A 24,073-nucleotide genomic window follows, 5' to 3' on the forward strand; every position below is an offset into this window, starting at 1 on the left:
CTGACCCGTTCGACGCTCGTGCGGATTCTCAAGGAATCAGGGCGGCTGGAAGAGTTCTTCGTGGACCCGCAGCGGTTCATGGACGCCGTGGCCGCGATCATCAAGCACGAGCTGCATCGGCTGCTTGTGGACGGCATCAAGTACGAGAAGCTTCCGGGCAGCGGGGCCGACGCTGAGTGGGAGATGATGCTTTTCAAGAACGAGGAACTCATCAACTACCTGACGGCGCTCCAGGTGACCCATTCGGTCTACGAATACGTCGTGTACGACTCCGAGGTCGAGCGCGAGTTCGCCCGCAAGCTCGATCAGCGCGAGGACATCAAGCTCTTCGTCAAGCTCCCGAACTGGTTCGAGATCGACACCCCCGTCGGCAAGTACAATCCGGACTGGGCCATCGTCAAGCAGGACGGCGCCGCGTTGTACCTCGCCCGTGAGACGAAGGGCACAAAGGACTTCCTGAAGCTCCGCACGTCCGAGGCGGACAAGGTTCGCTGCGGACAGAAGCACTTCGAGACTCTCGGCGTGCCATTTGCCGTTGTGGTTTCGGCGGATGAGGTTTAACCCGTCAAATGCCCGCACACTTCCTCGACGAGCTCGCGGTTGCACCGGTGTCCGCCATCGCGAATGCGACGGCGGAGCTGGGCGCGATACTGGGCGATCGAGTGGGACCGATTGTGGAGTACGAGTTCTACCGGCGCAATGGCGGCAGCCACCTGCCGCGACTGTCGGATCACACCCAGTCACGCATCGCGCATCAAATCGCCCGCGTTCTTGACGGCAATACCGCGCCCGCGGTGAATCACAGCCTTCAAGCAGTGGCCGCCGACGTGATCGGGATTCCGGTGGAGCTGGGACGCGACACCGCGTGGACTGCGTTCCTCAAGCGCGCCGAACTGATCGCCCGCGCGGTCGGGTTCGCAGACTCCGTTGCGGCCGGGCTCATCGGTGCGATCCACGAGCTTGCCGACAACGTGATCCAGCACAGCGAAGCCCCGACCCCCGGGGTCGCGGCCTTCGCCAGGACGGCATCTTCGTTCGAGTACGTCGTCGCCGACTCGGGTATCGGCATGCTGGCCAGCTTGCGAAGGGCATCCGAGTTCCGATCGCTACGGGACGACCTGGAGGCGCTCCCGCTGGCGGTGACGCCCGGGGTCTCAAGGCACGGCCGCGGCGTGGGGTACGGCTATGGCTACCGGGCAGTGTTTCTGCCCCTCAAAGCCGCACACGGCACCGTTCGCCTTCGATCGGGACATGCCGTGTTGGAGATAGTGGGGGCCGGCCCCCGCCCGGATCAAGGCCGTTGCTCGCAGAGGCCGCACCATCAAGGGGTAGTGGTCTCAGTGGAAATCTCCCCAACCGCCAGCATCGGGGCTTGACAGGCTCCCCGCGGTCGCTATTCTTCATTCGTTCACATGAAGGTCTGCGGAACCATCCCGGTCTCAGAACTCGCCCGGTCAGCCGACCTCGCCGGCGCCGCCGACGGTGCCGTCTGGCTTCAAGCGGGAAGGCAGCGTGTTGACGCCGCTCAGGCCGGGCTGCACGGCATCGACTTTTCCGGCGTGCGGATCGCAACCGTGAGTTGGCTACGCGAAGGCATCCTGGCGTTGCTCAAGTACGCGGTTGCGGTGCGGCCAGACCTTCGTTTCGTGGCGACCGGCCTGTCGGAGATTGTCCGGGAGGAGCTGGAAGTCGCCTTGGAGGCAACCGGCGGCGTCCTGATCGCCGCCGACATCAGCCCGGACCGGGTTCTGACCGCTCCGATCGTACTGGGTCGGCTCGATCCCGCGCTCCATGACACCTTGCAGGCTGTTGAAGGCCAGCTTGAGTTCGACGCCACATTCGTGTCACGGGCAATTCCCGGCGTCGGCCTGTCCGCCGCGAATAACCGACTCGCCGCATTGGAATCGAAGGGCATTCTTGTGTCCGAACGCCGTGGCCGGTCACGGCACTATCGGCCTCTCTTGGAGAATCTCCGCTATGGGTACCGAAATGATCGCCAAGGCGACGGACAGCTTCGAGCGCAAGCAGCGGAGATGCCTGGACCTGCTTGACGAACCCACACTCTTTACCGGCGTGCCGAAGCTCTCTCTTGCGCTTGTCGCGACGCCACGAGAAGGCCACGCGTTCAGTGTCGGCGACGAGTGCCGCCTCGCGCTCGATGCGAACCGCCGTTTGCTCGTGGTGCAGGGCGTGACGGTGGTGGGCCACGTGGAAAACCCTCCATCAAGCGTCATCGACATGATGCAGGGACCATGCCCAAGCGCGTTCGGACAGGTGAGCAGGATGTTCACCCTCACTGGCAAGGCGGAAGTGCAGCTGGAGTAGCCATGAACCAACCGCAAATCGCAACGCCGCTGACTGTGCGCGGGAAGAGGCTTGCCGACCCGTCGCTTTGGCATCAGCCCGGCGAGGAGATCAAGCTCGGCTGTTCAACCTGCCCGGAGCTCCGGCACTGCGGCGGTTTGAGCATCACCGCTCCCGCGTTCAGTTGCATGGACTTGTGCTGTGGCCAACCTGCGAACTGTCGCCGGTATGTTTGTCCCAAGCAACGACGCTACAGCACGCTCGTCAACGAGGCCGGCGGACTGGAATTGCGCCCATACAAGGGGCGTGTTACGCCCATGCTGGCGCTACCCGAGCATGTTCCCTGCATCTTGGACGCGGGAGATTTGGCGGGCCCGCTGCCGCTCTCCGTCGTCGCGCTCTCCCTCTACGCGATGATCGACAGCAAGTCCGGCCTTCCTCGCTTCGATTCCCGACAGGACCTCCTCGCGAGGTTCAAGATCAGTCCGGACGCCCGAATCGTGATCACCGCCACCGGCAAGGATCGCGATGTCGAACGGTTCTGGCATGTGTTCCGGGCGAAGAAGACCGCTGAGATCCTTCGGCTGCTGCGGCCCGCCCTGATCGCAACCCCGAACTTCTCAATGCACGCCGACACGGTGCGCCACGACAATCTTGTGAGCATGGCTCGAATCGCGTCATGCTTCGAGGAGTTTGCGGCGGCCGGCCTGCCGACCGCCGTGCATGTCAACGGACGAACGCCGCACGATTTCGCTCGCTGGATCGCCTACCTGAACGCATCGCCGTCAATCTATGCAGTGTCGTACGAGATGGGGACGATGGGACGCTCGGCTCCGCGTCGTGCATGGCACGCGGCCCAGCTCGCTGAGCTGGCACGCTCGGTTCAACGCCCGTTGAGCCTGTTGCTGCGAGGCGGGTTCCAGCACATTCCAGAGCTGTCCGAAGCCTTTGCCCGGGTGATCGTCGTAGATACGTCCGCCAACATGAAGGCAAAGATGCGCCAGAGTGCCCGCCGTGTCGGAGGCCGACTGGTTTGGAGTGCGAATCCGACCCCCGCAGGTCAGCCGATTGACGAGCTTCTTCTGCACAACGTCCGCGTATGCGGCCGATCGGTTCGGCAGTCCGCCCGTTCCCAAGTACAGAGTCCCGCCGCCGCCTACTCGTTTGCGAAAGCAGCCCCGGCGTTTAACAACTGACCTGGTTGATGAAGCGGGAGACGCGGCCCCTCTCCCGCTCCAAACCTCACCCTCTACCCCCCACGAGCAGGGTTGGGTCCGCGGCCGCGGAGGAGAAAGGCCTTGCCCGACGAGCTACCAACAAGCATGGAATCCCTGTTCGCCGAGCTGCGCAAGCAGACCGAGGCCAGCCAGGAGACGCACAAGGCGGTCGTCGAAGCTCCGGAATACCGAGCGGAGCTGGCCCGACTGGATCGTCTCATGTTCGACTTCATTGCGACGCTTCGCTTGTGCTGGTTTGCCACGACCAGAGCGGGCGATTGGGTCGACAAGTCACTGTTCATGCGCAGCATTGACGACCTCATGCAATCGGCCGTCCTGGTCCGAATGGCGGTCCATGAAGGGGCTCGGAACTCCGCTCGGCGCGAGTTGCGCTACATGATCGAACTGGCCATCAAGGCCCTCTTTGTCGATCAGAAAATGCCCACATCCCCGCTTGAGCATCGCCTTGTCTTCTTCGACCGGAAGTTGGATCCTGCCTCCATCACGCCCGTCAAGGAGCTGTCGTTCCACAACCTCACAGCTCCCGACGCTGAGCGGGTGGTCAAGAAACTGTTGGCCGCCTATTCCCGTGCGTGTGAATACGTCCACCCATCTGTCCGCCAGATCGAGGAGCGATTGGAACTGGCCGCCAAAGGCGTCAGTCCTGGGTTCGAGACGGCGGCCGAGCTACGCCAGTCAAATGACGAAGTGTTCGAGGGCTACTCCCTCGTCCTCGTCCTTTTGTTTGAGGCAATCGGCAGTTCCTTCGCGGGCGATATATGGGAAGCCGGCGGGCTTAGCGACCGAGAAGACTGGGTCTTTCACGGTCACCCGCTTGTCGCGGAAATTGACGCGTACTTCGACTACAAGGCCGAAAGGCAGGAGCGACTCCAAGTCATCAAGGACCGCCGAGCTAATCGTCTGGCTTATGCTAAGGCGGTTGATTGGCCGGTACTCAAGAGTCGTGATGCTCGCGGACCTTCAGATGGAAGGTCTTCCGAGGCAGCCGATAGACGGCAATCGCCATGACCCCTGCTCAGGCGTCCCTGAGCAATCGGGGGGGTCGCTATCCGCGTTTCACGGTTTCACGGCCGAGCAGACCCTTGATTCCGGGCTCCCAGGCCCGAATTCCCTCCACGAAGAGTTCAACTGGCGTACTGTCGCCCCGACTCCTCACTCGAAACGGAAGGCCACAAGGCCTTCCGTTTCTTCGTTTCGTCATCGGGTCTCCGCAGCCGAGACGCTGCAATCGAACCTCAGCGGCGAAACTCGCAGGCTCCGCTGCGCAGCGTCTCGTCTGCGCGGATGGGCCTCGGGCCCGCTCGCTGAAGGCGGAGCGCCTTCGCTCGCGATCCCATCGGCCCCTCCGCAGGATCTGGATCGCGGGGCTTGCGCCCCGGCGATGGCAAATCCTGTCGCCCCGACTTTCAGGACAAGGAAGATCCACTTGATGCACGCATCGAGTGGGTTTTCATTGCACCCGTCCGATTGGGATCGGTTCAAAACGATCGCACATGTTTCGAACATCGCGCGTTCAACCATTGAGATTGGCGCGGAATCGCGGACTCAGGAGTTCAAATCCTGTCACTCGCTTCGCGTTTGGCGTGCCGACGCGTGACATTGTCTGCAATGGCTCCGGGGATAGGACATACAAACCGGCACTTCTAGTTGCCCTCGCGCTTGAACTCGAAGCGCCGCGGGGTGCCGCCCTTGGTGAAGCCGATCGTGGCGGTCAGGGAACCCTCGGCAGAAAGTTCGTACACGATGCGCTTCGGGTAGTCGTGGCGCGGGTTGTCGAACACGGCGCGCGTGCCGCCCAGTTCCGTAAGCACGAATTCGGTCGGCTTCGCCCCGCCGGGCTGCGCGATGTAGACCAGCCCGCCGTCGTGCTCGATGATGCGCAGATACTCGAACGCGCCCATCTTGCCGCCCTTGACCGTGCGCGACACGGCGAGCATCGCGCCTCCCAGCGGCGGAGTCCATCGCTCCTCGATCGATATCGCGCCCCCCTCGCCCCGCGTTCCAACCCAAGCGCCGGCCAGCCAGAACAAGTCGCCAATCGTCGCCTTGGCCGGCGTGGGCAGCGGGATGTCCTGCGCGTGGCGGTAGAGCCCAACCGATTCAAACGGCAGAGTTGATTCGAACGACCCGGTCGACTCGTACGCAGAGCGAACGAGCAGTCCGTCGGTCGTCATGCGGAAATCCCGCCGGATAAGCCCGTCGGGCGCCTTGTCCGGCCCGCGCACGAACTCGATCTGATATTCGAACGTGCCGTCCTTCCATGAGCCGCGGTAGCGAGCGCTCCTTTCGGACTCCGCGATCTCAGTGACCGAACCGTCGAGCGCGACGCGCACATCGCGGCGCTGACCGCCATGGCCCCACACCAGGATGACCGCGCCCTCCTCGACGCTCAGCGTGAACGCGTTGCTCATGGGTGGCCCCAACTGCTCGAGGGTGCGGCCCTCCGTGCGGTCCTCCAAGTAGATCCACTCGCCGTCCAACGCGCGCAAGCCGTCGGCTTGGGCCGTCTGCGTCGAAGGCGAACTCGAGGCCTGCGTGGGGGCCGCGTCCGAGGCCATCGCAGTCGAGAGCGCGTCGACGATTCCGAGGGTTGCGAGAAATGCGAGTGCTGTGACGAGCGAAGTGAGCAAGCGCATGGAGGAATCTCCTATCGAGTCGCGAGTCGTGCGAACGGCGCACCTGCGTTGCGGCGAACTCGAGCCGCGCGTGGCTGCCTGCTAAGTGGCGCAATGTACCCGCCGGGCGGCGATCTGAAGCCCCCGGAGGCGGCTTCAGCGCCCCCGGGTGGGCGGGCCGATTGGATCACTCGACCATCGACATCAGCCGCTCAAGTTCAAGAACCTCAATTTCAGCGCAGGAACGCAGGAAAAGTTCAACTGGAGTCCACTCACCCCGATTCAGAGGAGTTATGGCTTCGGCAAGCGCCGGTGTCTGTGTCCCTGTGCGTTAAGGCGGTAGGCTACCGGATATGGCGACCAAAGATCCGCGCGTCGATGCGTATATCGAACAAGCGAACGACTTCGCCAAACCCATTCTGGTGAAGCTGCGGGCGATGGTGCATCAGGGCTGTCCCGACGTCGTCGAGACCATCAAGTGGGGCGCGCCGGCCTTCGAGTACAAGGGCCCGTTCTGCGGCATGGCGGCGTTCAAGAAGCACTGCGCATGCGGATTCTGGAAGTCCGAGCTGATCTTCAAGAACAGGAACTCCAGCGCCGCGAAGTTCGGCGACAAACTGAGCTGGGGAGTCAAGGTAAAGGACCCGGCCGCTGCGCGCATCACGGATGTCAAGGACCTCCCCTCAGATGCGGTGCTGCTGAGGATCATCAAAGAGGCCAGGAAACTCAATGACGAGGGCGTCCGGTTGCCGCCGCACAATCCCAGGCCCACGCCCCCGCCTCTGCCGAAGGACTTCAATGCCGCGCTGAAGAAGTCGAAGCAGGCCACCGCGAACTTCGAGGCGTTCTCACCCAGTCACAAGCGTGAGTACATCGAGTGGATCACCGGCGCCAAGCGCGTGGAGACGCGCCGGTCCCGCATCGCCACCGCAGTGGAGTGGATAACGGAAGGTAAGTCGCGGAATTGGAAGTACCAAAGGACATAGTCGTCCGCCAATGTGCACCCGTCGGGTTATCCCGGTGGAACGCCTTCACGGTTTCACGGCAGAAAAATCGGCGATTCTGGCCCCCAGGAGCGGATTCCCTGCACGAAAAGTTCTATTTGCGTACTGTCACCCCGATTTCACGGCTGTCCGGGTTGTGGCACACGACTTGCTGAGTCGTTCGCACTCAGAGCATCAGTATCGAGGGATCGCGAGCCGTCGTGTCATGGGCGTCTCTCCTGACTTCTTTGTCGCGCTCGGAGTCAGAGGTGCAGCAGCAACTTGGCGGTGGTGAAGTAAATCAGCAGGCCGGTGATATCCACCACAGTGGTCAGCGCCGGTGTGGAAACGACCGCTGGGTCCAACCGGAGGGCCTTGGCCAACATCGGCAGCCCCGCTCCGACGATCGTCGAGATCACGGTTTGGATCGAGAGCGCCACGGAGATGACCCAGGCAAGCTGCATCAGCGTGTACCCGGCGGGGAGTTCGGTGCCCCCGGAGAGGAAGAGAACCTTGCCGAACGCCAGAGCGCCCAGCAGCGTGCAGAGCATCAGCCCGATCGCGGCTTCCTTGAGAACCACCCGCCACCAGTCGCGAGCCGTCACCTCGCCGACCGCCAGGGCCCGCACGACCACTGTTGCAGCTTGACTGCCGACATTGCCCCCGGTGTCTGCGACCATCGGCATGTAGAACGCCAGGATCACCAGCGTTGTGAGCGCGTCCTCAAACCCGTGGATGACCATTCCCGAGATCAGTCCTGCGGCCGCCAGTCCCACGACCCAATAGACGCGCCGGTTGAAGTGCCTCCAGGCGGGCGTGGTCATGTACGACTCGTCGCCCTTTGGCGGCGCGACTGCGCCAATTCGGGCGAAGTCCTCCGTGACCTCGCGGCGGACGGCGTCGGCCACATCGTCGTGCGTCACGATCCCGACGATTCTGCCGTCGGAGTCCACGACGGGGAGCGCCAGCAGGTTGTACTCCTCAACGATCTGGGCGGCCCTTTCCTCGGAGTCGCTCGCGGTGACGCGGAGCACATCCTCGTGCATCACTTCGCTGATGCGCGCTGCGGGCGGAGCAAGAATCAGGTCCTTGAGTGAGACGAAGCCGATGAGCCGCCCAGCGCCATCGGTCACATAGGCGTAGTAGATGGTCTCCTTGCGCGGGGCCTGCACGCGAAGTTCCGCCAGGGCATCCGCCACCGTCATGTCCGGGCGAAGCGCAGCGAAATCCGTGCTCATGATCGCGCCCACAGTGCCCGGCGTCTGGGCGAGAAGCCTTCGCACATCTTCGCGGGCCGCCTTGTTGAGCAGGGGCAGCAGCTCTTCGCGTGCATACTCGCTCAAACGACCGATCAGATCGGCGCGATCGTCGGGCGGCATGCGCTCCAGGATGGCGGCGACATCGCGTCGGTCGGCCTGGTCGACCAGTTCATCCTGTACGGGCGGCTCCATCTCTGCGACCACCGCCGCGCGGGCGTCAATCGGCAGGGCCGCTAGCACCCGCCAGCGCTCCGCCGGGTCCAGGTCGCCGACGCAGTCCGCTACGGTGCGCGGATGCGTGTCGCGCGCCACCGCCGCCAACGCGGAGAGGTCGTTGGCCTGCAGCATCTCGCGAATTTCAGGAGTGAGAAGAGGGTTCCGCATGCCTGCCTCCTTCCGACGCGCCGGTCGGACGAAGGGCATACCTTGCGGCCGAACTCGGAGTCAGACCAGTTCGGGTCGATTCCTGTCGCTCATGGTCTGTGTGATGGCCGGAGCTTCACTGACGATCGAACTTTTTGGCCATTGGGGAATCAGACTGTCAACCAACACTCAATGCCCCGCCGAGGGGCAGATCAAGGGCTCTTGATCGTCCGCCCATCGGCTCACCCGGGTTCCACGGCATGCCGGCTCACCGGATCCCGGACATCGGGCTCACAAGCCCGAACGCCGGCGTGACAGAGCACCACCGGTGCATGATTGCCCCGACCATGTTCGAAGTGCCGCCGTGCGGCGGGCGAGCGCGGCTCGAATCCGGCCGTCTGGCCTCTCAGTTCGCGGTGGCCCAAGACCGATGCGCCAGCTGGGCTATGTGCCCGAACCCGCCCCAGCGGCTTGCGGGGTTGGGAAGGCCGATCGGTCCCGTCAGATGGTCCACCCCATCGCGCGGCAGAGCAGATCAAGCACGAGAAGCATCACACCCACCGCCATGATGAAGAGTGCGCTGCCGACCCTGGCACGCTTGTCGGGTCCTTGAAGGCGGCCCATCCTGTGGCCCAGGAACAGACTTGTTCCTGGGCCAAGGACGAGGACCCCCGCCATCACGAGATTCCATGCGGACGGAACCATCACCAGATGCACCCGATGGCGCAGAGAGCCAGCGCCAGATTCATTCGAGCGACATAGGCCGCGAAGCACGCGCCCAGCACCGTCGCAAGCGCGATTCCAGTCGCCGTGGCAACGGTCGCCAGGCACGCAGCGACACAGGGCACCCAGCCGGGACCGGTCAACAGGCACGCGAGCGCGCACGCCGCGACCACGGCCGCCTCGGCGAATGTGGCAGCTCCGATGCAGATCAGAAGCGCGGTGAAGGCGGGCCCATGGGCAAGAGCGACGCAGGTCTTGAAGCAGGTCGAGAAGGCGCTCTGCGTCCACGCCGTGCGGAGCGAGGCCGCATCGACAGCCATCTTCAGAAGAAGCGCGTCGGCGGCGGCGATCGCGGCCGATGCCGACGGCGTCTCATCAACCAGCATGAACTCGGTTGACTTGTGGACCTGCGGCGCGTCTGAACTGAGATCGATCGAGACCTCGGACTGCAGGCCATAGCCGAATCTGAAGCCGGCCCGCTCGGGGTTGATGATGGCCACCGCAGCCACCTGCAGGGTGCTCGAGATCCGCAAGTCACCGCGCTCACCCGGGTGGATCGACGCGAGCGAGAGACTCGCCCCCGCAGGCTGCCAGCGCTCCGGCACCGGGCCGCTCCAGAGAACCAAGGTCACCTCGTCCGAAGCAGGCTGCGGCGCAGCGGCCTCGTGCGAGGTGACGGTTGAGGTCGGGAACGACGGGTCCACCGTCGAGTCGCCGTGCCACCACTCTGAGGGAGTCGCCACGGGCGACGCTGACGGGGCGGGCGCGGGCATCGGACTCCCCCGGGAAAACGACGGGAATGCGAGCGAAAGAAGACCAGCAATCAGGGCATGGACAAGGACGAACCTCGATGGACTGACCTGCTGCATGATTCACCTCCGGAAGTGTGAAGCGTGGCACCCGACACTCGGACGCCTGCGGCGGAATTGAACCGTGCAGGTTGCGTTGGCTTGACTCAAGCTCCCGAAATTCTGCGACGCAACTGGAGCGAAACAGCGCTCTGGTAGATTCCATCGGGCCCCCAGCCGTGCTGGTTCGTCCCCGCTCGGGGCCGCTCCAAGCGGCCGAGACGGAAGTCAGCACATCCAGCCCGCCATTCAAGCCCGCACTCCACGCCACGCACCAATGAACACCGACGCCAGCTCGTCAGGCCCCGCGCGAACGAGCACCGACGACGCCTCCTGCTGCCTTGGATTTCGCGATCTCTTTTTGCTTGCGAGGAGGAGAGCGTGGACGCCCGACGAAGTGCGTCTCTTCGCCTCACTGACCCAGCCCGAGCGGAATGAGTGGGTCAGGCGATTGGCCAACGAAGCCGGCTGCATTGCCACCGAAGATCGCCTTGGCAGCGATGGCGTCATCTACACCGCCTTCTGGATCGACCGGACCAACTCGCCACATTCTCAGGACCCACTCCCATGCAGCTCGGCAATTTCTCGGTGAGCCTCGCCGTCAAGGACCTCGCGCTCTCTCGCGCGTTCTACAAGAAGCTCGGCTTTCGCGAGGTTGGTGGCGACGCTTCGCAGGGGTGGCTCATTCTGCAGAACGACACGGCGACGATCGGCCTCTTCCACGGCATGTTCGAACGCAACATCCTCACCTTCAATCCGGGCTGGGATCGCCATTGCCAGGAACTTCCGAACTTCGAGGATGTGCGCGACATCGAGCGACGGGTGCGCGAGTCGGGCATCGAGCCCGTCAATGGCGCCGATCCATCGTCGACTGGCCCTGCCAGCTTCGTGATCGTTGATCCCGACGGGAACCCCATTCTCGTTGATCAACATGTGCCGCGACCCGGCGCGTGAGGCCGTGTGTGGCACCGACGCGCGAACACGACAAGGCACTGCCGCCGGCAGACGCGTCGGCACCGCACAAGGAGCCCACACCGTCGAAGGGCACGCTCGCCGAGGTGATCGGCGCGTTTCTAAGACTCGGGTGCATCAGCTTCGGAGGTCCGGTGGCGCACCTCGGCTACTTCCACGCGGAGTTCGTGCGGAAGCGCCGCTGGATTTCCGAACAGGCCTTCGCCGATCTCATTGCGCTCTGCCAGTTCCTGCCGGGGCCGGCCAGCAGTCAGGCGGTCTTTGCCCTCGGTCAGATGCGAGCGGGCTTCGCGGGCGCGATGGCCGCGTCGCTCTGCTTCATGCTTCCAAGCGCCATTCTGATGGTCGCCTTCGCCTATGGCGTCTCGTCCATGACAACCGTCGAGGGAGCGGGCTGGGTGCATGGACTCAAGCTGGCCGCGGTGGCGGTGGTCGCGCATGCACTTTGGAGCATGTGGCTGAAGCTGTGTCCCGATTTTCCACGCAGGGCGCTTGCCATTGCAGCGGCCGCGGCGCTCCTCCTTGCGCCCGGCGCATGGATGCAGGTCGCCGTGATCGCCGCAGGCGCGCTCGCCGGGTGGTGCATCTTCCGCCGGGTCGTTCATCCACCGGCGACGGACACCCACGAGGCGATCGGCGGCCATCGAGCGGCGATCGCAGCGCTTCTACTCTTTGGGTTGTTGCTCGTCGGGGCACCGCTTCTTGCCGCATCAACCGCATCGCGCGAAGTCTCCATCTTCGATGCGTTCTATCGCTCGGGCTCCCTGGTCTTCGGCGGAGGTCATGTGGTGCTGCCGCTCCTCCGCGCCGAAGTGGTCCCCAATGGCTGGGTCGGCGATGACGCCTTTCTTGCGGGCTACGGCGCGGCGCAGGCGGTTCCCGGGCCGCTCTTCACCTTCGCGGGCTATCTCGGTGCCATGATCGAAACGAGTTGGCCTCGCTGGGTCGGTGGTGCGTTGGCGCTCGTGGCGATCTTCCTTCCAGCGTGGCTCCTGATCGGCGGTGCGCTGCCCTTCTGGCATCAGCTTCGCGCCAGGGTGTGGGCACAGTCAGCGCTGCGAGGGGCGAACGCCGCGGTCGTCGGCATCCTGGCCGCGGCGCTCTATGCGCCCATGATCACCGACAGCATTCGAGGCGCGGGCGATGTCGTGGTCACCGTTGGAGCGTTTGCCCTGCTCCAGTTCGCGCGAGTACCTCCGTGGGCCGTGGTGGCACTCGCGGCCGTGGCAGGGCAATGGGTTCTTGCTGCGCGGCTTGGTGCGTGACCCCCGATGTCGCAGATGGTCGAGCGAGCACCGCCGCGCCCATCGATATCGCAGGTGGTCAAGCAAGCACCGCCGCGCGCATGGATATCGCAAGTGGTCAAGCAAGCACCGCCGCGTCCTGCTGACCGCCGGCGCTTCGGCACCGGAGCGCCGTGGGGATCGCATCGACTCCGCGCACAATCACTCAACGCGCATCGGCCCGCGCGCGTTCAACCGCCTCGAATCGACTGCACCGCGGCGATTGACAGGAACGCCAGGTAGGAGAGAAGCAGGCCGCCGCCCTCGATACGCGAGATGGTTCTGCTACCCATTCGGCTGATGGGAATGAGCGCGATGCCGAGCATGACCATGTAGATGAGCGAGATGTGCAGCGAACCATCGGCGACTGGCGGCTCGATCACACCGACGAGCCCGAAGACGGCGCCCGTGTTGAAGAGACAGGAGCCGATCACATTGCCCATCGCGAGGTCGGTTGCGCCACGCCGCTGCGCGACGATGCTCGTAACCAGTTCCGGCAGCGTGGTGCCGATCGAAACGATCGTGACGCCGACGATCGCCGCGGGAATGCCTAGCGCCAACGCGATCGCGGTTGCGCCGTCACTCGCCAGCGATCCGCCTCCCGTCAGGAGCGCAAGGCCCACCACGAACGAGAGGATGATGAGCGCCCACGACATCGGCGGGCGCTCATGGGTGGCCAGATCCTCGGAGCCCGGGAGTGTGACCGTATTCTTCGCGGCCGTCCCGCTGCGGGCCTCGCGCTGGGCGCCGTAGATGGTCCACGCGCTGTAGACAACGAATCCGCCGAGCAGGATCGCCGCGCTCCACCGGTCGACTTCGAAGATGAGTGCGAGCGCGCTGAGCGCGGCCAGTGCCACCGCGTTAAGCCAGACCTCGATTCGAACAAGCCGCTCCTCGACGATCAACGGTCGGATGAGCGCGCAGATCCCGATGACGAGCGCCATGTTGCAGATGTTGGCACCGACGACATTGCCGACGGCCAGATCGCTGCGCCCCTTGGCCGCCGAGATCAGATTGAGCGCCATCTCTGGCGCCGAGGTGCCCCATGCAACGAGGGTCAGGCCGATGAGCAGCGGTGATACATTCAGCCGACGCGCCGCGTCCACCGCTCCACTGACAAGCAGGCGCCCGCCAAGGAGGAGCAGCACAAGGCCGCCAGCGAGTTGGAGAACGGCCGTGAGCATGGGGCGATGTGGAAGCGTCGGGGCCGGAGCCTGGTGCGCCCGTCAGCGCCCGCGGACTTCGAACTCAACCGGCACATTGCCGCGCGTGGCGTGGGAGTAGGGGCAGACCTTCTCATGCGCTTCATGGACAAGCGCTTCAAGATCCGCCTGCGGCAGCGTGCCATCCTCCACGGTCATCTTCACCGAGACACCGAAGCCGCCCTTGTCCCGCGGGCCGACCGAAGTTGAACAGGTGATCTTCGCCTTGCTGGCATCCTTGTTGTGCTGCTTCGCCACGAAGTCAACGGCCCCGCCGAAGCAGGCGGCGTAGCCCGCGGCGAAGAGATGCTCTGGCGTGGTGGTGCCGGGCTTGCCCGGGCCGCCCATTTCCTTGGCGACCGAGAGGTCGAGCTTGATCACGCCGTCGTTGGATTCGGCATGTCCGTTCCGGCCGCCGACGACGGTGGCCTTGGCGGTGAGAAGAGGCTTGATGGTGTCCATGGCCCGATCGTAGCCGAGGCGAAGGTGGCGGTGAATCGACGGAATCAACGCCACCCGCACGCCGGGCTACAGTGCGTGCATGAGCGATGCCACTCCTTTCGAAACCCGCAACGACCTCTCCGCGACCATCAGGACCCGCAGCGTGGTCCTTCTCCAGGCGATTCTTGCCGACAGCCTCGATCTCGCCTCGCAGGTGAAGCACGCTCACTGGAATGTGAAGGGCCCGCACTTCATGCCGTTGCATGAGCTCTTCGACACCCTCCACGAGGAACTCGAAGGCGAAGTCGATGACATTGCCGAGCGTCTCACCGCGCTCGGCGGCCATGCGCGCGGCACGGCGCGGGAGGCTGCGAAGGCATCACGACTCCCCGAGTTCCCGCCTGATGCGGTCGACGGCTCGGCGCACCTGAAGGCGCTCGCCGACCGCTATGCGGCGCTCGGCCGAAGCACGCGGCAGGCGATCGCCGCCGCCGATGACGCGGGTGACGCGGCAACGGCCGATCTCTTCACGCAGCTCGTCCGACGGCTCGACAAGCACCTCTGGTTCATCGAGGCGCATCTCCAGCGATAGCCACGCCTCAACGGGATTCCCCATGTGCAGACTCAACACTCGTGAACGAGCTGATTCGTGCGGTCGGGTCGACAGGCGCCGCAGCCCGGGGGGGCGACGACAGATCGCTTGTGTTCCAAATGGCCTGTGGAGCGGCGTGCTCTTCGCCCTGGCGGTCACGGCGCTTGCCGGACCATCGCGTGCGATATCGAGCGCGAGTGCCGCACAGGAGAGCGCACCATCGTCGCCTCCGCCGCGCAGCGTGGAGCGCATCGATTCAGTGGCGGCATCAGTCCGGGGCGCTTCTGACCTGCCGGGCCTTGGTGTTGCCGTGGTGGGTGTCAACGGCGCCGAGGCGATCGGTGTTGACGGGCTTCGCCAGCGTGGCGGCGATGAGCCGCTTCTGGTGAGCGATCGGGTTCACCTTGGTTCCTGCGCCAAGGCGATGAGTGCGACGCTCGCGGCGGTCCTGGTTCGCGACGGCGCGATTCGTTGGGACTCGACCGTGCGCGAGGTGCTGGGTAAGTCGGTTGAGTCCATCGACCCGTCGTGGAACGACATCACGCTGATCGATCTTCTGCGCCACGAGGGCGGTGCGCCCGCGAACCCGCCCCCCGAGGCATGGGCCGCGGCGTGGCAGTGCACCGATGCTCCCCGCGACTGCCGACTCGCTTTCGTTCGCGCGCTTCTCGAGTCGGCGACCTCGCAACCGCGCGGCTCGTTCACCTACTCGAATCAGGGCTACACGATTGCCGGCGCCATGCTCGAAGCGGCGACAGGTCGTGACTTCGAGTCGTTGATGATCGAGCGGCTCCTGACGCCCCTCGGGATCTCGAGCGCGGGCTTCGGCCCGACGCCCGAGGCACACGGTCACCGACCCAACGGGGATGTTGCCAACATCGACAATCCGCGTGTCATCGCACCGGCGACTGGCGTCTACATGACCCTTGAGGATTGGGGGAAGTTCGTCGCACTCCACCTTCGCGGCGATGGCGGAGCGGCGATTCCACTTCGATCGGCCGACTTCGATCTGCTGCATGGCATCCCCGAGTCAGCACCGCACGGCGAGGGTGCAAACTCCGGTGCCGCGGAGTCGCAGGAGCGACGCGCGCTCGGCTGGATGGCGGCGGAGCGTCCGTGGGGCGGTCGAGTCCTCATGCACGCCGGTTCGAACACCGTGTGGTTCTGTGTCGCATGGCTCGCGCCTGAGCGCGGCTTCGCGCTGCTCGCAGTCACAAACCAGGGCGGATCGAAGTCGGCGGAGGCGTGCGACAAGGCGGTGGGTGCAGCGCTCGAGTGGCATGCACAGCGCGGCGCGGAAGCGAAGAGTCAGCCTTCGTCGCCCTGAGGCTTCAGATTGTCCTCCGCAGGGACCGCGCGCGGAACCGGCGGGAGCGGTTCAATCAGTTCGAGCACGATGTTGACGCCATCGGTCATCGGCGCCATGGACAGGGGCGTTCCGAATGCTCGAACGCCCAAGGGCACCCGAACCTGGAGACGACGCTCTCCGCGATCGTGCTCGACCACGCACTCGGGCGGCAGCGCCGCAATCTTCGAGTGTCCGCTGGTGGCTTCGATGATCCGCATCTGGACATCATCTGGAAGAGGATGGGGCCACTCGACGCTTCCGGCCACTTCGAGGCGCAGTTGCATCATCACCTGGTCGCTGCGAGCGCTGTGGTAGTCGAGGTAGCGGGCCTGCGCAAGCATGAAGTCTTCGCCCGGCGCGCCGCGGAGCAGGGGGCGTCCGACGAAGCGAACTCGGGTGAGCGAGTTGCTTGGCCCCTGGTCTCGCAGGAGGAGCGCGCGCAGGCGCTGCGGTGCTGCATCGGCGAAGGGTGCCCACGCCGGATCGCCAAAGACGATCATTGCTGCTGCCTGTCTTCGACGATGCTCCCGACCCTCACCGACCCGTCGGCGCTCCGCCACCGGGGTCAGCCGAAGCGGCTCAGGAGCGAACTCAAGAACGAGCCGGTCAATCATCGCCTTTTGCGCAGCGCCGAGAGAGAGTCCCCCATCAAGGAGATGCATGGTCATCCGACTCGCGAGCGGCCCATGCCAGGGATCAAGCCCCGAGATGTAGGCCGCGGCGCCGCTCTCGAGGATGGCGAGCGCCACACTCTCGCCGGTTGGAGTCGGCGGTTGCTCGGCGTATCCGCGCGGCGAAAGGCTCCACCATCGCCCGGGCGCACCATTCCAACAGGCGCAGTTCACGACCACCGCGCCCGGAAGCCGAACGCCCCACTCGCGGAACTGGGCGCCGGTGAAGCACCCCTCGAATCGATCGGGGTGGCCATGAGAGAAGAGCAGGAGCAGATCAAGGTCCTTCGCCGAGGTGAGAGTCTCGCGGGTCCGGGCGAGCCGTCGCTCCTCCGGGTCCGAGGCGAGCACGAACTCGGCGCGTGCATCGAAGCCCTGCATGGCGAGCGCCGAGAGCGGTGATTGCGGAGGCAGCGAGGCGCCCTCCCATGTGCCGAACATCAGCGCCTTGCGGGAGGCGGGACGGCGGCGCGCCGCTTCAATCGCCTCGACGAAGCGCTCCGCGGCGGCACCATCACGACCGGTGATGAACGCAAACCGAACATCGAGGAAGGGATCGTCATCGAGCGCGACCAGTCGTTCGAGGAGATCCTGCGAGAACTGCATGTCGATCGAGCTGGGCCGCATGACGAAGGCGACATGCTCGGGGGGCTCTCGTCGAAGGCGCGCTTGCAGCGCGTCCAGATCGCCGGGATCGAAGAGTTCGACGGGCGCCTGGTGCAGCCCGGCGAGCCGCTCCGCGGCGGGGCGCAACTCCGCTTCGGCGCTTCGCTCGAGCATGACCAGGTAGCCCGGCGCGCTCGAAGGAGTGTCATCGACTGCTGCGGGAGACAGCAGCACGCTCAGCAGGCACGACACGATGAGTGGTGACATGAGATTCTCTTCGGGATTGAGAGCGCGCCTGCGCCCGACGAGTCAAGTGTGAGCCGGCCCTGCGGCATCGTCAATCGCCAACGACACGAATCCGCGAGGTGGCCCGCGAGAGGAGGCGCCGTGGCTGATTCGATGACTGGCGCTCCGAGGCGGCTCCTGCAACACCGCCGGGTCTGCGGCCGTGAACAGGAACGGCATTCTCAAAGTCGGTGCTTGATTCGTGGGCGAGCAACAGCGAACATGATGCCGTTGTTCCGGCGCCTGCTGCCGAATGAAGCCGACGATCGTGTCAGGAGGCCTCCGATGCATCGATTGATCCAGATCGCGACGATTGCCTTGGTCGCGCTGTTCGGCGCGTCGGCCATCACCGCTGACTTCACTGTCGACTGGGCCACCGTTGATGGCGGTGGTGGCGATTCGTCGGGTGGAGGGTTTGTGCTCGCGGGCACCATCGGCCAGCCCGATGTCGGCACGATGTCCGGTGGTGGCTACACGCTCACGGGTGGATATTGGGCTGGCGTGACAGCCGCGCCCGCGCCGCCTTGTCCGGCGGACCTCACCGGCGACGGCGTCGTGAATGGCGCCGACATCGCGCTGGTCCTTGGATCGTGGGGGCCTTGCGTCGGCTGCCCGGCGGACCTGACCGGCGATGGTGTGGTGAACGGAGCCGACATCTCCACTGTGCTGGGCGCGTGGGGACCCTGCCCGGAGTAAGGCGCTCGGAGCGCACTCGTCCAACTGACACCAGCGTCTCGCACTCGCAGGCGTGCGTTCCGAAAGAATGCGCCGACGAGCGCGTGTGCAGTCCATCGCCCGCGCCGACGGGCGCCGCGCCTAGCGTCACCGATGGTCTAGCGCCCCGCGCCGCCGACCAGTTCCGCGCTCCGCGAAGATCGCCGCGACTGCGGGAGCAGGCGCTCGGCAATCTGCACCGCGTTGAGTGCGGCACCCTTGCGAATCTGGTCACCGGCCACGAAGAGATTGAGCCCCACGCCAGCAGGCTGACTGAGATCGGCGCGGATCCGCCCCACGAGGACCGGATCTCGTCCAGATGCGAGAAGCGGCTCCGGGAAGCGGTTCGCAGCGCGATCGTCGATCACCTCGACACCCGGCGCACGCGTGAGGAGCTCGCGCGCTTCGTCCTCGCCGAGCGGTGTCTCGAACGAAAGATTGATGCTCTCGCAGTGCGCCCTCAGCGTCGGGACCCGCACGCATGTGGCCGTGATCGCCACCGTCGGATCATTCCAGATCCTGCGGCTCTCAAGCAGGAGCTTGGTCTCTTCCTCGTTGTAGCCGTCGCCGCCGACAGTCGAGTTGTGACTGAAGCAGTTGAAGAGATACTGGCGTCCGAAGATCTCGCTCTGGAGCGGCCGGCCCTCGGCGAAGTCCCGCGCCTGTTGCTCGAGTTCGGCCATCGCCCTGGCGCCCGCACCCGAGGCGGCCTGATAGGTGCTGACCACCATGCGCTTCACCTTGGCGCGCTGGTGCAGTGGATGCACGGCCACGAGCGCAATGATCGTGGAGCAGTTCGGGTTCGCAATGATCGCCGGTCGCTCGATCCGGTCGAGCAACTCGCCGTTCACCTCGGGCACCACCAGCGGGCACTCGGGGGCCATGCGGAAGGCGCTTGAGTTGTCCACGACGACCGCACCCGCGGCGAGCGCCGCGGGCGCAAAGGCCTTCGACACCGACTTGCCCGCGGAGAAGAAGACGAGATCGAAGCCTGCGAGCGAGCCCTCTTCAAGGGGCATCACCGGCAGCTCGTGCGCACGGCCGTCCCGGGTGAATGTCACGCGCGCACCAGCCGATCGCGCGGAGGCGAAGAGCGTCAGTTCCGCCATGGGGAAGTGGCGCTGCGCAAGGACGCGGAGGAACTCATGCCCCACGGCGCCCGTGGCCCCCACCATCGCGACGCGCGGTTCACTGGGAAGTCGGAAGCTCATTGGTCACCTCGATCATCAGAAGACCGCGAGCAGGTTTCTCCCTGCCGCCCACTCCGCCACACGGGTCCGCGTCAATTCAAGTCGCGGGACCCACCAGATAGAAGCGCTTGATTCGCGCATCAAAGGCAGAGCCATCCTCGCGCTCCATCACGAACGAGCCTTCCATGGTGCCCCAACTCGTGTTCAGGGGGCAGAAGCTCGAGTACTCGAAGCGCTCCCCCGGCTTCAGATCCGGATGGTGTCCCACCACGCCCATGCCCTGCACTTCGTGGCGCTCGCCGTCGGCATCCACGATCGCCCACTGGCGGCTTCGAAGCTTCGCGCGCTTCGTGCCCTCGTTGGTGATGGTCACATGGTAGGCGAACAGGAAACGACCATTCGCGGGATCGGAATGCGTGGGGAGGTAGCTGGGCACCACCTTGACACGGATTCCATCCGTGATGCACTCTGATCCGAGCGTGGCCTGCGTGGTGGTGGTCATGACCGAAGCTAAGGATAGAACGGAGCCGGTGCACGGGCAAAGGAGACTCTCGATGTTCGCATGAGAAGGTGGGAGAGGTTCCACCAACTCCGGCCTGCCGGGCCCCGATCAGCCTGAAAGGAGCGTTTGGAGCGCCTGGCCCGGATCGGGCTGGCGCATCAGGTGCTCGCCGACCAGCGCGATCCGAACGCCGTGCTCGCGCAACCGGCGCAGATCCTCGGCCGATGTGATTCCGGACTCACTCACCAGGATGCGCCGATCCTCGACCAGGTCGACCATGCGCAGGGTGTGCGCGAGGTCGGTCTTCATGGTGCGCAGGTCACGATTGTTGATGCCGAGCAGCGAGTACCCCGGGTGCGGAAAGCCCACATGATTGATGGCCCGATAGAGGCTCTCGACATCGTGGACTTCAAGCAGCGTGGTCATGCTCAACTCGGTCGCGAGGATCTGGAAGTCGATGATGTCCCGCTCGTTCAGGCACTCGGCGATCAGCAGCACCGCATCGGCGCCATGGGCTCGGGCCTCCCAGATCTGGTAGGCGTCGATGATGAAGTCCTTCCGCAGAACCGGCAGGGGCACGGCATCGCGGATGAGGTGGATGAACTCGAGGCTGCCGCCGAAGTCCTCGGTGTCGGTCAGGCAACTGATCGCGGCGGCCCCGCCTTGGTGATACTGTCGGGCAATGACCACCGGGTCGAAGTCACTGCGAAGCATGCCGCCAGAGGGACTTTGGCGCTTGATCTCCGCGATGATGCGGGTGCGATCCAGCGGCGGTGCATCGACCACGGCGCGGAAGAAGTTCCTGGGGCGACCGAGTTCGGAGATTCGGTCACGAAGTTCGTCCAAGGGGACGCGCTGCTTCGCCTCGGAGACCTCCCGGCGCTTGCGTTGCACGATCTGGTCCAGCACCGATGGGGTGCGACTCATGGCGCTGATCCTTCCGCTCCTGGTGGTGCAAGTTATAGCGTCGTCGGGTGCGGCTGCGGCAGTTCCCACGGCGGGAACCGTTGGGGGAGTCGCGGGGGGCACCGCGGCGGGCGCCGTCATTGAGCGGTCGAGCGTGTTCATGGCGGCGGCACGGATCGCTGCGTCGTCTACGACCGCGCCAATTTCGGCCGCAGACACTGAGAGCGCAGAAGAACCCGTGGTGGCGACAGCTGGCGCTGCACGGCAAGACCCGAACCCGGCCAGCGCCGAGCGGGCCGCCACGACGCAGCCGAAGTCCGGTGGCGGGTGGTTCGCTCTCCTGTTGATGGTGCTCTGGGGAAGCGCCTCGGTCGCCCTCTTGGTGGGATGGCGCGGTTGGCGACCGGGGCCACTTGACGGCCCGGCATGGCGTCCCACCGTTCCGGGCGGTCTGGCGGCGGCGGTCGTACTCATTCTCTCGGGAGCCTTTGGCGCGGCATTGCTGCGCGTGGCGCTCGGATCCGAGGTGGAGTCGTCGTGGCTCACGGCGGCGGCGCTTGGAGCGCAGTGCATCGCCGTGGCGGCGCTCATGGCCACGCGGCATCTCTGGATGACTCGGAGCGAGTGTCACCCGAGTAGCGCGTGGTGGTCCCTCGCGGGCGGTGTGTTCGGTCTGTTCGTGGCTTGGCCGCTGGTGCAGTTTGCATCGATGGCTGGCGCGACCCTGCAGTCAATCCTCGGCGCGGGAAGCGCACCAGTCGTGGCGCATGAGACGCTCCGCAAGATGGAGCAGGGCGGCTTCTCGTTCGAGACGGCGCTGCTCGTGATCGGTGCCGTCGTCATTGCACCGGTGGTCGAAGAGGTGCTCTATCGCGGCGTGCTTCAGCAGACTCTGCGGCGCGCCGGGGCAAGTGCACGCGGGGCCATCCTGATCACCACGACGCTCTTCACCATCATGCACCTCGGCGATGGAGCGATCGACCAGGAGAGTGCGTGGACCGCGCTGCCCGCGCTCTTCGTGCTGGGGCTTCTCTTCGGAGTTCTCTATGAACGAAGTGGCCGGCTGGCCGCGCCAATCGCCGCGCATGCGCTCTTCAACCTGGTGAATGTGCTGGTCATGCTGCTTAGGGCTGCGCCAGCCGAGGCGGGGGTGTGAGCGAGGTTCGACGAGCGCCGACCTGTGACGACGGGTGTGCATGCGGGGGCGTGCGAAGGACGCATGTGAGGGCGTTGATGGCTCGCGGGAAGTGACCGTGGCGGCGTGAGGTGTCGGGAGGCGCCAGGGCGTGTGGCGGGAGTGACCGATCGACCATCGCCGCGGCGTTTCCCCGTACGCTTCCACCCCCATGGCAACGCCTGAGCCCTTGAAGTCCGCTGTATCGAGCGACCCATCCCGCACCACTGCCGCGCCGGGCACGGGCGCAGCGGGCCGACCGCGCATCCTCACCGGCGATACGCCGACGGGACGACTGCATCTCGGTCACTGGGTCGGCAGTGTGAAGCGGCGCGTGGAGCTTCAGTCGACGCACGACTGCTACTTCATCATCGCGAACTATCACGCATTCACCACGCGCGTCGATCAGAGCAGGGAGATCCGCGCCGACACGCTCGAGATCGTGCGCGATTACCTCGCCATGGGCATCGATCCCGAGCGAGCCACGATCTTCGTGCAGAGCGAGATCCCCGCGATCCACGAACTCTGCTTCCTCTTTGCCATGCTGCTGCCCTTCAACCGCGTCATGCGCAATCCCACGCTGAAGGACGAGATCAAGGTCAAGGGCCTCGGCGAGAACTACAGCTTCGGATTCCCGCTCTATGCGGTCGGACAGACCTCGGACATCCTGAGTTTCCGGCCGGTCGGTGTGCCGGTGGGCGAGGACCAGGTGCCGCACCTTGAACTCACGCGCGAGGTGGCGCGGCGATTCAATCAGGTCTTCTGCGGTGTCCCGACGGACATCGAAGACGATGACCATGTGCGGCACGGCGGAGTGTTTCCCATCCCCCGTGCGGATGTCGGCAAGGTCGGCCGGCTGGTGGGGATCGACGGCGTCAACAAGATGTCGAAGAGCCTCGGCAACGCGGTCTTCATCTCCGACACACCGAAGGAAGTGGAGAAGAAGATCATGAAGATCTTCACCGGCCGGCAGTCGCCGACGGAACCGGGCGATGTGAATAATGCGCTCTTCCAGTGGGTGGACGCCTTCATTCCGGACACGGCGCGGGTGGCGGAGCTCAAGGAGCGCTACGCGAAGGGTGACAACATCGGCGATGGCCATGTGAAGAAGGAGCTCGCCGAGCATGTGAATGCACTGCTCGAGCCGATGCGGAAGCGCCGCGCCGAGCTCGAAGGCAACGACGACCTGGTGCTGGATGTGCTCAAGCGCGGCTGCGCGCGGGCGAATGAGATCGCCGAGCGGACGCTGGAGCTGGCGCGGAAGGCCGCTGGGCTGCACTTCTTCGACCGTCGTGTGAGTTACTGACGCGCGTTTGGCGCGCGTGGAACAGGGCCGTGGCGAGCCCGCCGTCGCGCGACTGCGCTGCGAGGCGACCGCGCTCATGGCCACCGCGCCGCGTCGCAACCGCGCGTGGCGACCGCGCCCCCGCGAACTCTGCGGTCGCCGGCGAGTGGTGCGAGCCAAGGAGCCTCCGAATCCGCACGGGCTTCGACCAGCCACGGGCTTCCAGCACGGCTTCGAGCATCGCCCGACGGCTTCTCTGAGGTCAATCGCGCGCGCCTCGTGCCGAGTGTCATGACACGGCTCCTCACGGCTCGGTCTCGGCGACTCGGCGGTGAGGAAACACTCACCTATGCTCGTGGCTGTGAGGCGGGCGATCGTCTTTGTCGGCGCACTCCTCGTCCTCGCCGTGGCCAGCGCGGTGGGCACGGCGTGGCTCGCTGCTGGTGTCGTGCATCTGTCGATCGGCGGCAGGAAATTCATCAATGAAGTCGATCTTTGGGGCGCACGACGAGTCGGGCCGTGGTGGGTCATGGCCAAAGAGCGTTGGCTCGCGCAAATTTGGATCGTAA

At 65.3% G+C, this 24,073-nt stretch carries 24 protein-coding genes; 14 read left to right on the top strand and 10 right to left on the bottom strand.

The window, feature by feature from the left end:
- The 6 genes from KF724_11415 to KF724_11440 all read left to right on the top strand — a co-directional run.
- Nucleotides 1-561, top strand: a 561-nt coding sequence (locus KF724_11415) for a hypothetical protein (GenBank protein MBX3356291.1), incomplete at its 5' end; no start/stop codon positions are given.
- A gap of 8 nt (nucleotides 562-569) precedes the next feature.
- Nucleotides 570-1,376, top strand: coding sequence for a hypothetical protein (locus KF724_11420; GenBank protein ID MBX3356292.1), 807 nt, complete (start codon nucleotides 570-572; stop codon nucleotides 1,374-1,376).
- A 36-nt stretch (nucleotides 1,377-1,412) separates the two neighbouring features.
- Nucleotides 1,413-2,051 carry a hypothetical protein gene (locus KF724_11425; protein ID MBX3356293.1) on the top strand — a complete coding sequence of 213 codons (639 nt, stop codon included), beginning with the start codon at nucleotides 1,413-1,415 and terminating at the stop codon, nucleotides 2,049-2,051.
- Nucleotides 1,990-2,325 (top strand): hypothetical protein, encoded by a 336-nt coding sequence (locus KF724_11430; GenBank protein ID MBX3356294.1) that lies wholly within the window; start codon nucleotides 1,990-1,992, stop codon nucleotides 2,323-2,325. The genes KF724_11425 and KF724_11430 overlap by 62 nt, the downstream gene beginning before the upstream one ends.
- A 2-nt stretch (nucleotides 2,326-2,327) precedes the next feature.
- On the top strand, nucleotides 2,328-3,500 hold the full coding sequence (locus KF724_11435) for a DUF4417 domain-containing protein (GenBank protein ID MBX3356295.1): 1,173 nt from the start codon (nucleotides 2,328-2,330) through the stop codon (nucleotides 3,498-3,500).
- Between the two features lie 126 nt (nucleotides 3,501-3,626).
- Entirely contained in the window at nucleotides 3,627-4,550 is a 924-nt protein-coding gene (locus tag KF724_11440) for a hypothetical protein (protein ID MBX3356296.1), read from the top strand.
- Between the two features lie 635 nt (nucleotides 4,551-5,185).
- Here KF724_11440 and KF724_11445 read toward each other — a convergent pair.
- Nucleotides 5,186-6,172, bottom strand: a complete 987-nt coding sequence (locus KF724_11445; GenBank protein ID MBX3356297.1) for a hypothetical protein — start codon at nucleotides 6,170-6,172, stop codon at nucleotides 5,186-5,188.
- A 338-nt stretch (nucleotides 6,173-6,510) separates the two neighbouring features.
- Between KF724_11445 and KF724_11450 the strand changes: the two genes are divergently transcribed.
- Nucleotides 6,511-7,143, top strand: coding sequence for a YdeI/OmpD-associated family protein (locus KF724_11450; GenBank protein ID MBX3356298.1), 633 nt, complete (start codon nucleotides 6,511-6,513; stop codon nucleotides 7,141-7,143).
- 260 nt (nucleotides 7,144-7,403) lie between these two features.
- Here KF724_11450 and mgtE read toward each other — a convergent pair whose 3' ends face one another.
- The 3 genes from mgtE to KF724_11465 all read right to left on the bottom strand — a co-directional run bounded on the left by mgtE (nucleotide 7,404) and on the right by KF724_11465 (nucleotide 10,354).
- Nucleotides 7,404-8,783: a magnesium transporter gene (gene mgtE / locus KF724_11455; GenBank protein MBX3356299.1), complete on the bottom strand. Its 1,380-nt coding sequence runs from the start codon at nucleotides 8,781-8,783 to the stop codon at nucleotides 7,404-7,406.
- Nucleotides 8,784-9,263: 480 nt separating this feature from the next.
- Nucleotides 9,264-9,467, bottom strand: coding sequence for a hypothetical protein (locus tag KF724_11460; protein MBX3356300.1), 204 nt, complete (start codon nucleotides 9,465-9,467; stop codon nucleotides 9,264-9,266).
- Entirely contained in the window at nucleotides 9,467-10,354 is an 888-nt protein-coding gene (locus KF724_11465; protein ID MBX3356301.1) for a hypothetical protein, read from the bottom strand. The genes KF724_11460 and KF724_11465 overlap by 1 nt, the downstream gene beginning before the upstream one ends.
- Before the next feature lie 546 nt (nucleotides 10,355-10,900).
- Between KF724_11465 and KF724_11470 the strand changes: the two genes are divergently transcribed.
- Together KF724_11470 and chrA are read left to right on the top strand one after the other, a co-directional pair.
- Nucleotides 10,901-11,287 (top strand): VOC family protein, encoded by a 387-nt coding sequence (locus KF724_11470; protein MBX3356302.1) that lies wholly within the window; start codon nucleotides 10,901-10,903, stop codon nucleotides 11,285-11,287.
- A gap of 8 nt (nucleotides 11,288-11,295) precedes the next feature.
- Complete coding sequence (gene chrA, locus KF724_11475; protein MBX3356303.1) at nucleotides 11,296-12,570, top strand: chromate efflux transporter; 1,275 nt, start codon at nucleotides 11,296-11,298, stop codon at nucleotides 12,568-12,570.
- Between the two features lie 209 nt (nucleotides 12,571-12,779).
- Here chrA and KF724_11480 read toward each other — a convergent pair whose 3' ends face one another.
- Together KF724_11480 and KF724_11485 are read right to left on the bottom strand one after the other, a co-directional pair.
- Nucleotides 12,780-13,772, bottom strand: coding sequence for a calcium/sodium antiporter (locus KF724_11480; GenBank protein MBX3356304.1), 993 nt, complete (start codon nucleotides 13,770-13,772; stop codon nucleotides 12,780-12,782).
- Between the two features lie 42 nt (nucleotides 13,773-13,814).
- Nucleotides 13,815-14,252, bottom strand: a complete 438-nt coding sequence (locus KF724_11485) for an organic hydroperoxide resistance protein (protein ID MBX3356305.1) — start codon at nucleotides 14,250-14,252, stop codon at nucleotides 13,815-13,817.
- A 79-nt stretch (nucleotides 14,253-14,331) separates the two neighbouring features.
- Between KF724_11485 and dps the strand changes: the two genes are divergently transcribed.
- On the top strand, nucleotides 14,332-14,823 hold the full coding sequence (gene dps / locus KF724_11490; GenBank protein ID MBX3356306.1) for a DNA starvation/stationary phase protection protein Dps: 492 nt from the start codon (nucleotides 14,332-14,334) through the stop codon (nucleotides 14,821-14,823).
- Between the two features lie 136 nt (nucleotides 14,824-14,959).
- Complete coding sequence (locus KF724_11495) at nucleotides 14,960-16,150, top strand: beta-lactamase family protein (protein MBX3356307.1); 1,191 nt, start codon at nucleotides 14,960-14,962, stop codon at nucleotides 16,148-16,150.
- On the opposite strand, the gene KF724_11500 is transcribed toward KF724_11495, so the two are convergent.
- The gene (locus KF724_11500; protein MBX3356308.1) at nucleotides 16,132-17,715 is read right to left on the bottom strand and encodes a hypothetical protein; all 1,584 of its coding nucleotides are present in this window, start codon (nucleotides 17,713-17,715) and stop codon (nucleotides 16,132-16,134) included. The genes KF724_11495 and KF724_11500 overlap by 19 nt on opposite strands.
- 303 nt (nucleotides 17,716-18,018) lie before the next feature.
- Here KF724_11500 and KF724_11505 point away from each other — a divergent pair, with 303 nt between their 5' ends.
- Nucleotides 18,019-18,429 (top strand): hypothetical protein, encoded by a 411-nt coding sequence (locus KF724_11505; protein MBX3356309.1) that lies wholly within the window; start codon nucleotides 18,019-18,021, stop codon nucleotides 18,427-18,429.
- Nucleotides 18,430-18,566: 137 nt separating this feature from the next.
- On the opposite strand, the gene KF724_11510 is transcribed toward KF724_11505, so the two are convergent.
- The 3 genes from KF724_11510 to trpC all read right to left on the bottom strand — a co-directional run bounded on the left by KF724_11510 (nucleotide 18,567) and on the right by trpC (nucleotide 21,066).
- On the bottom strand, nucleotides 18,567-19,658 hold the full coding sequence (locus KF724_11510; protein MBX3356310.1) for an aspartate-semialdehyde dehydrogenase: 1,092 nt from the start codon (nucleotides 19,656-19,658) through the stop codon (nucleotides 18,567-18,569).
- Between the two features lie 76 nt (nucleotides 19,659-19,734).
- Complete coding sequence (gene apaG / locus KF724_11515) at nucleotides 19,735-20,139, bottom strand: Co2+/Mg2+ efflux protein ApaG (protein ID MBX3356311.1); 405 nt, start codon at nucleotides 20,137-20,139, stop codon at nucleotides 19,735-19,737.
- A gap of 108 nt (nucleotides 20,140-20,247) precedes the next feature.
- Nucleotides 20,248-21,066, bottom strand: a complete 819-nt coding sequence (gene trpC, locus KF724_11520) for an indole-3-glycerol phosphate synthase TrpC (protein MBX3356312.1) — start codon at nucleotides 21,064-21,066, stop codon at nucleotides 20,248-20,250.
- Here trpC and KF724_11525 point away from each other — a divergent pair.
- Entirely contained in the window at nucleotides 21,065-22,201 is a 1,137-nt protein-coding gene (locus KF724_11525) for a CPBP family intramembrane metalloprotease (GenBank protein MBX3356313.1), read from the top strand. The genes trpC and KF724_11525 overlap by 2 nt on opposite strands.
- Before the next feature lie 190 nt (nucleotides 22,202-22,391).
- The gene (gene trpS / locus KF724_11530; protein MBX3356314.1) at nucleotides 22,392-23,525 is read left to right on the top strand and encodes a tryptophan--tRNA ligase; all 1,134 of its coding nucleotides are present in this window, start codon (nucleotides 22,392-22,394) and stop codon (nucleotides 23,523-23,525) included.
- The last annotated feature ends 548 nt before the right edge of the window (nucleotides 23,526-24,073 follow it).

Source organism: Phycisphaeraceae bacterium (assembly GCA_019636735.1).
Classification (GTDB): Bacteria; Planctomycetota; Phycisphaerae; order Phycisphaerales; family SM1A02; genus VGXK01.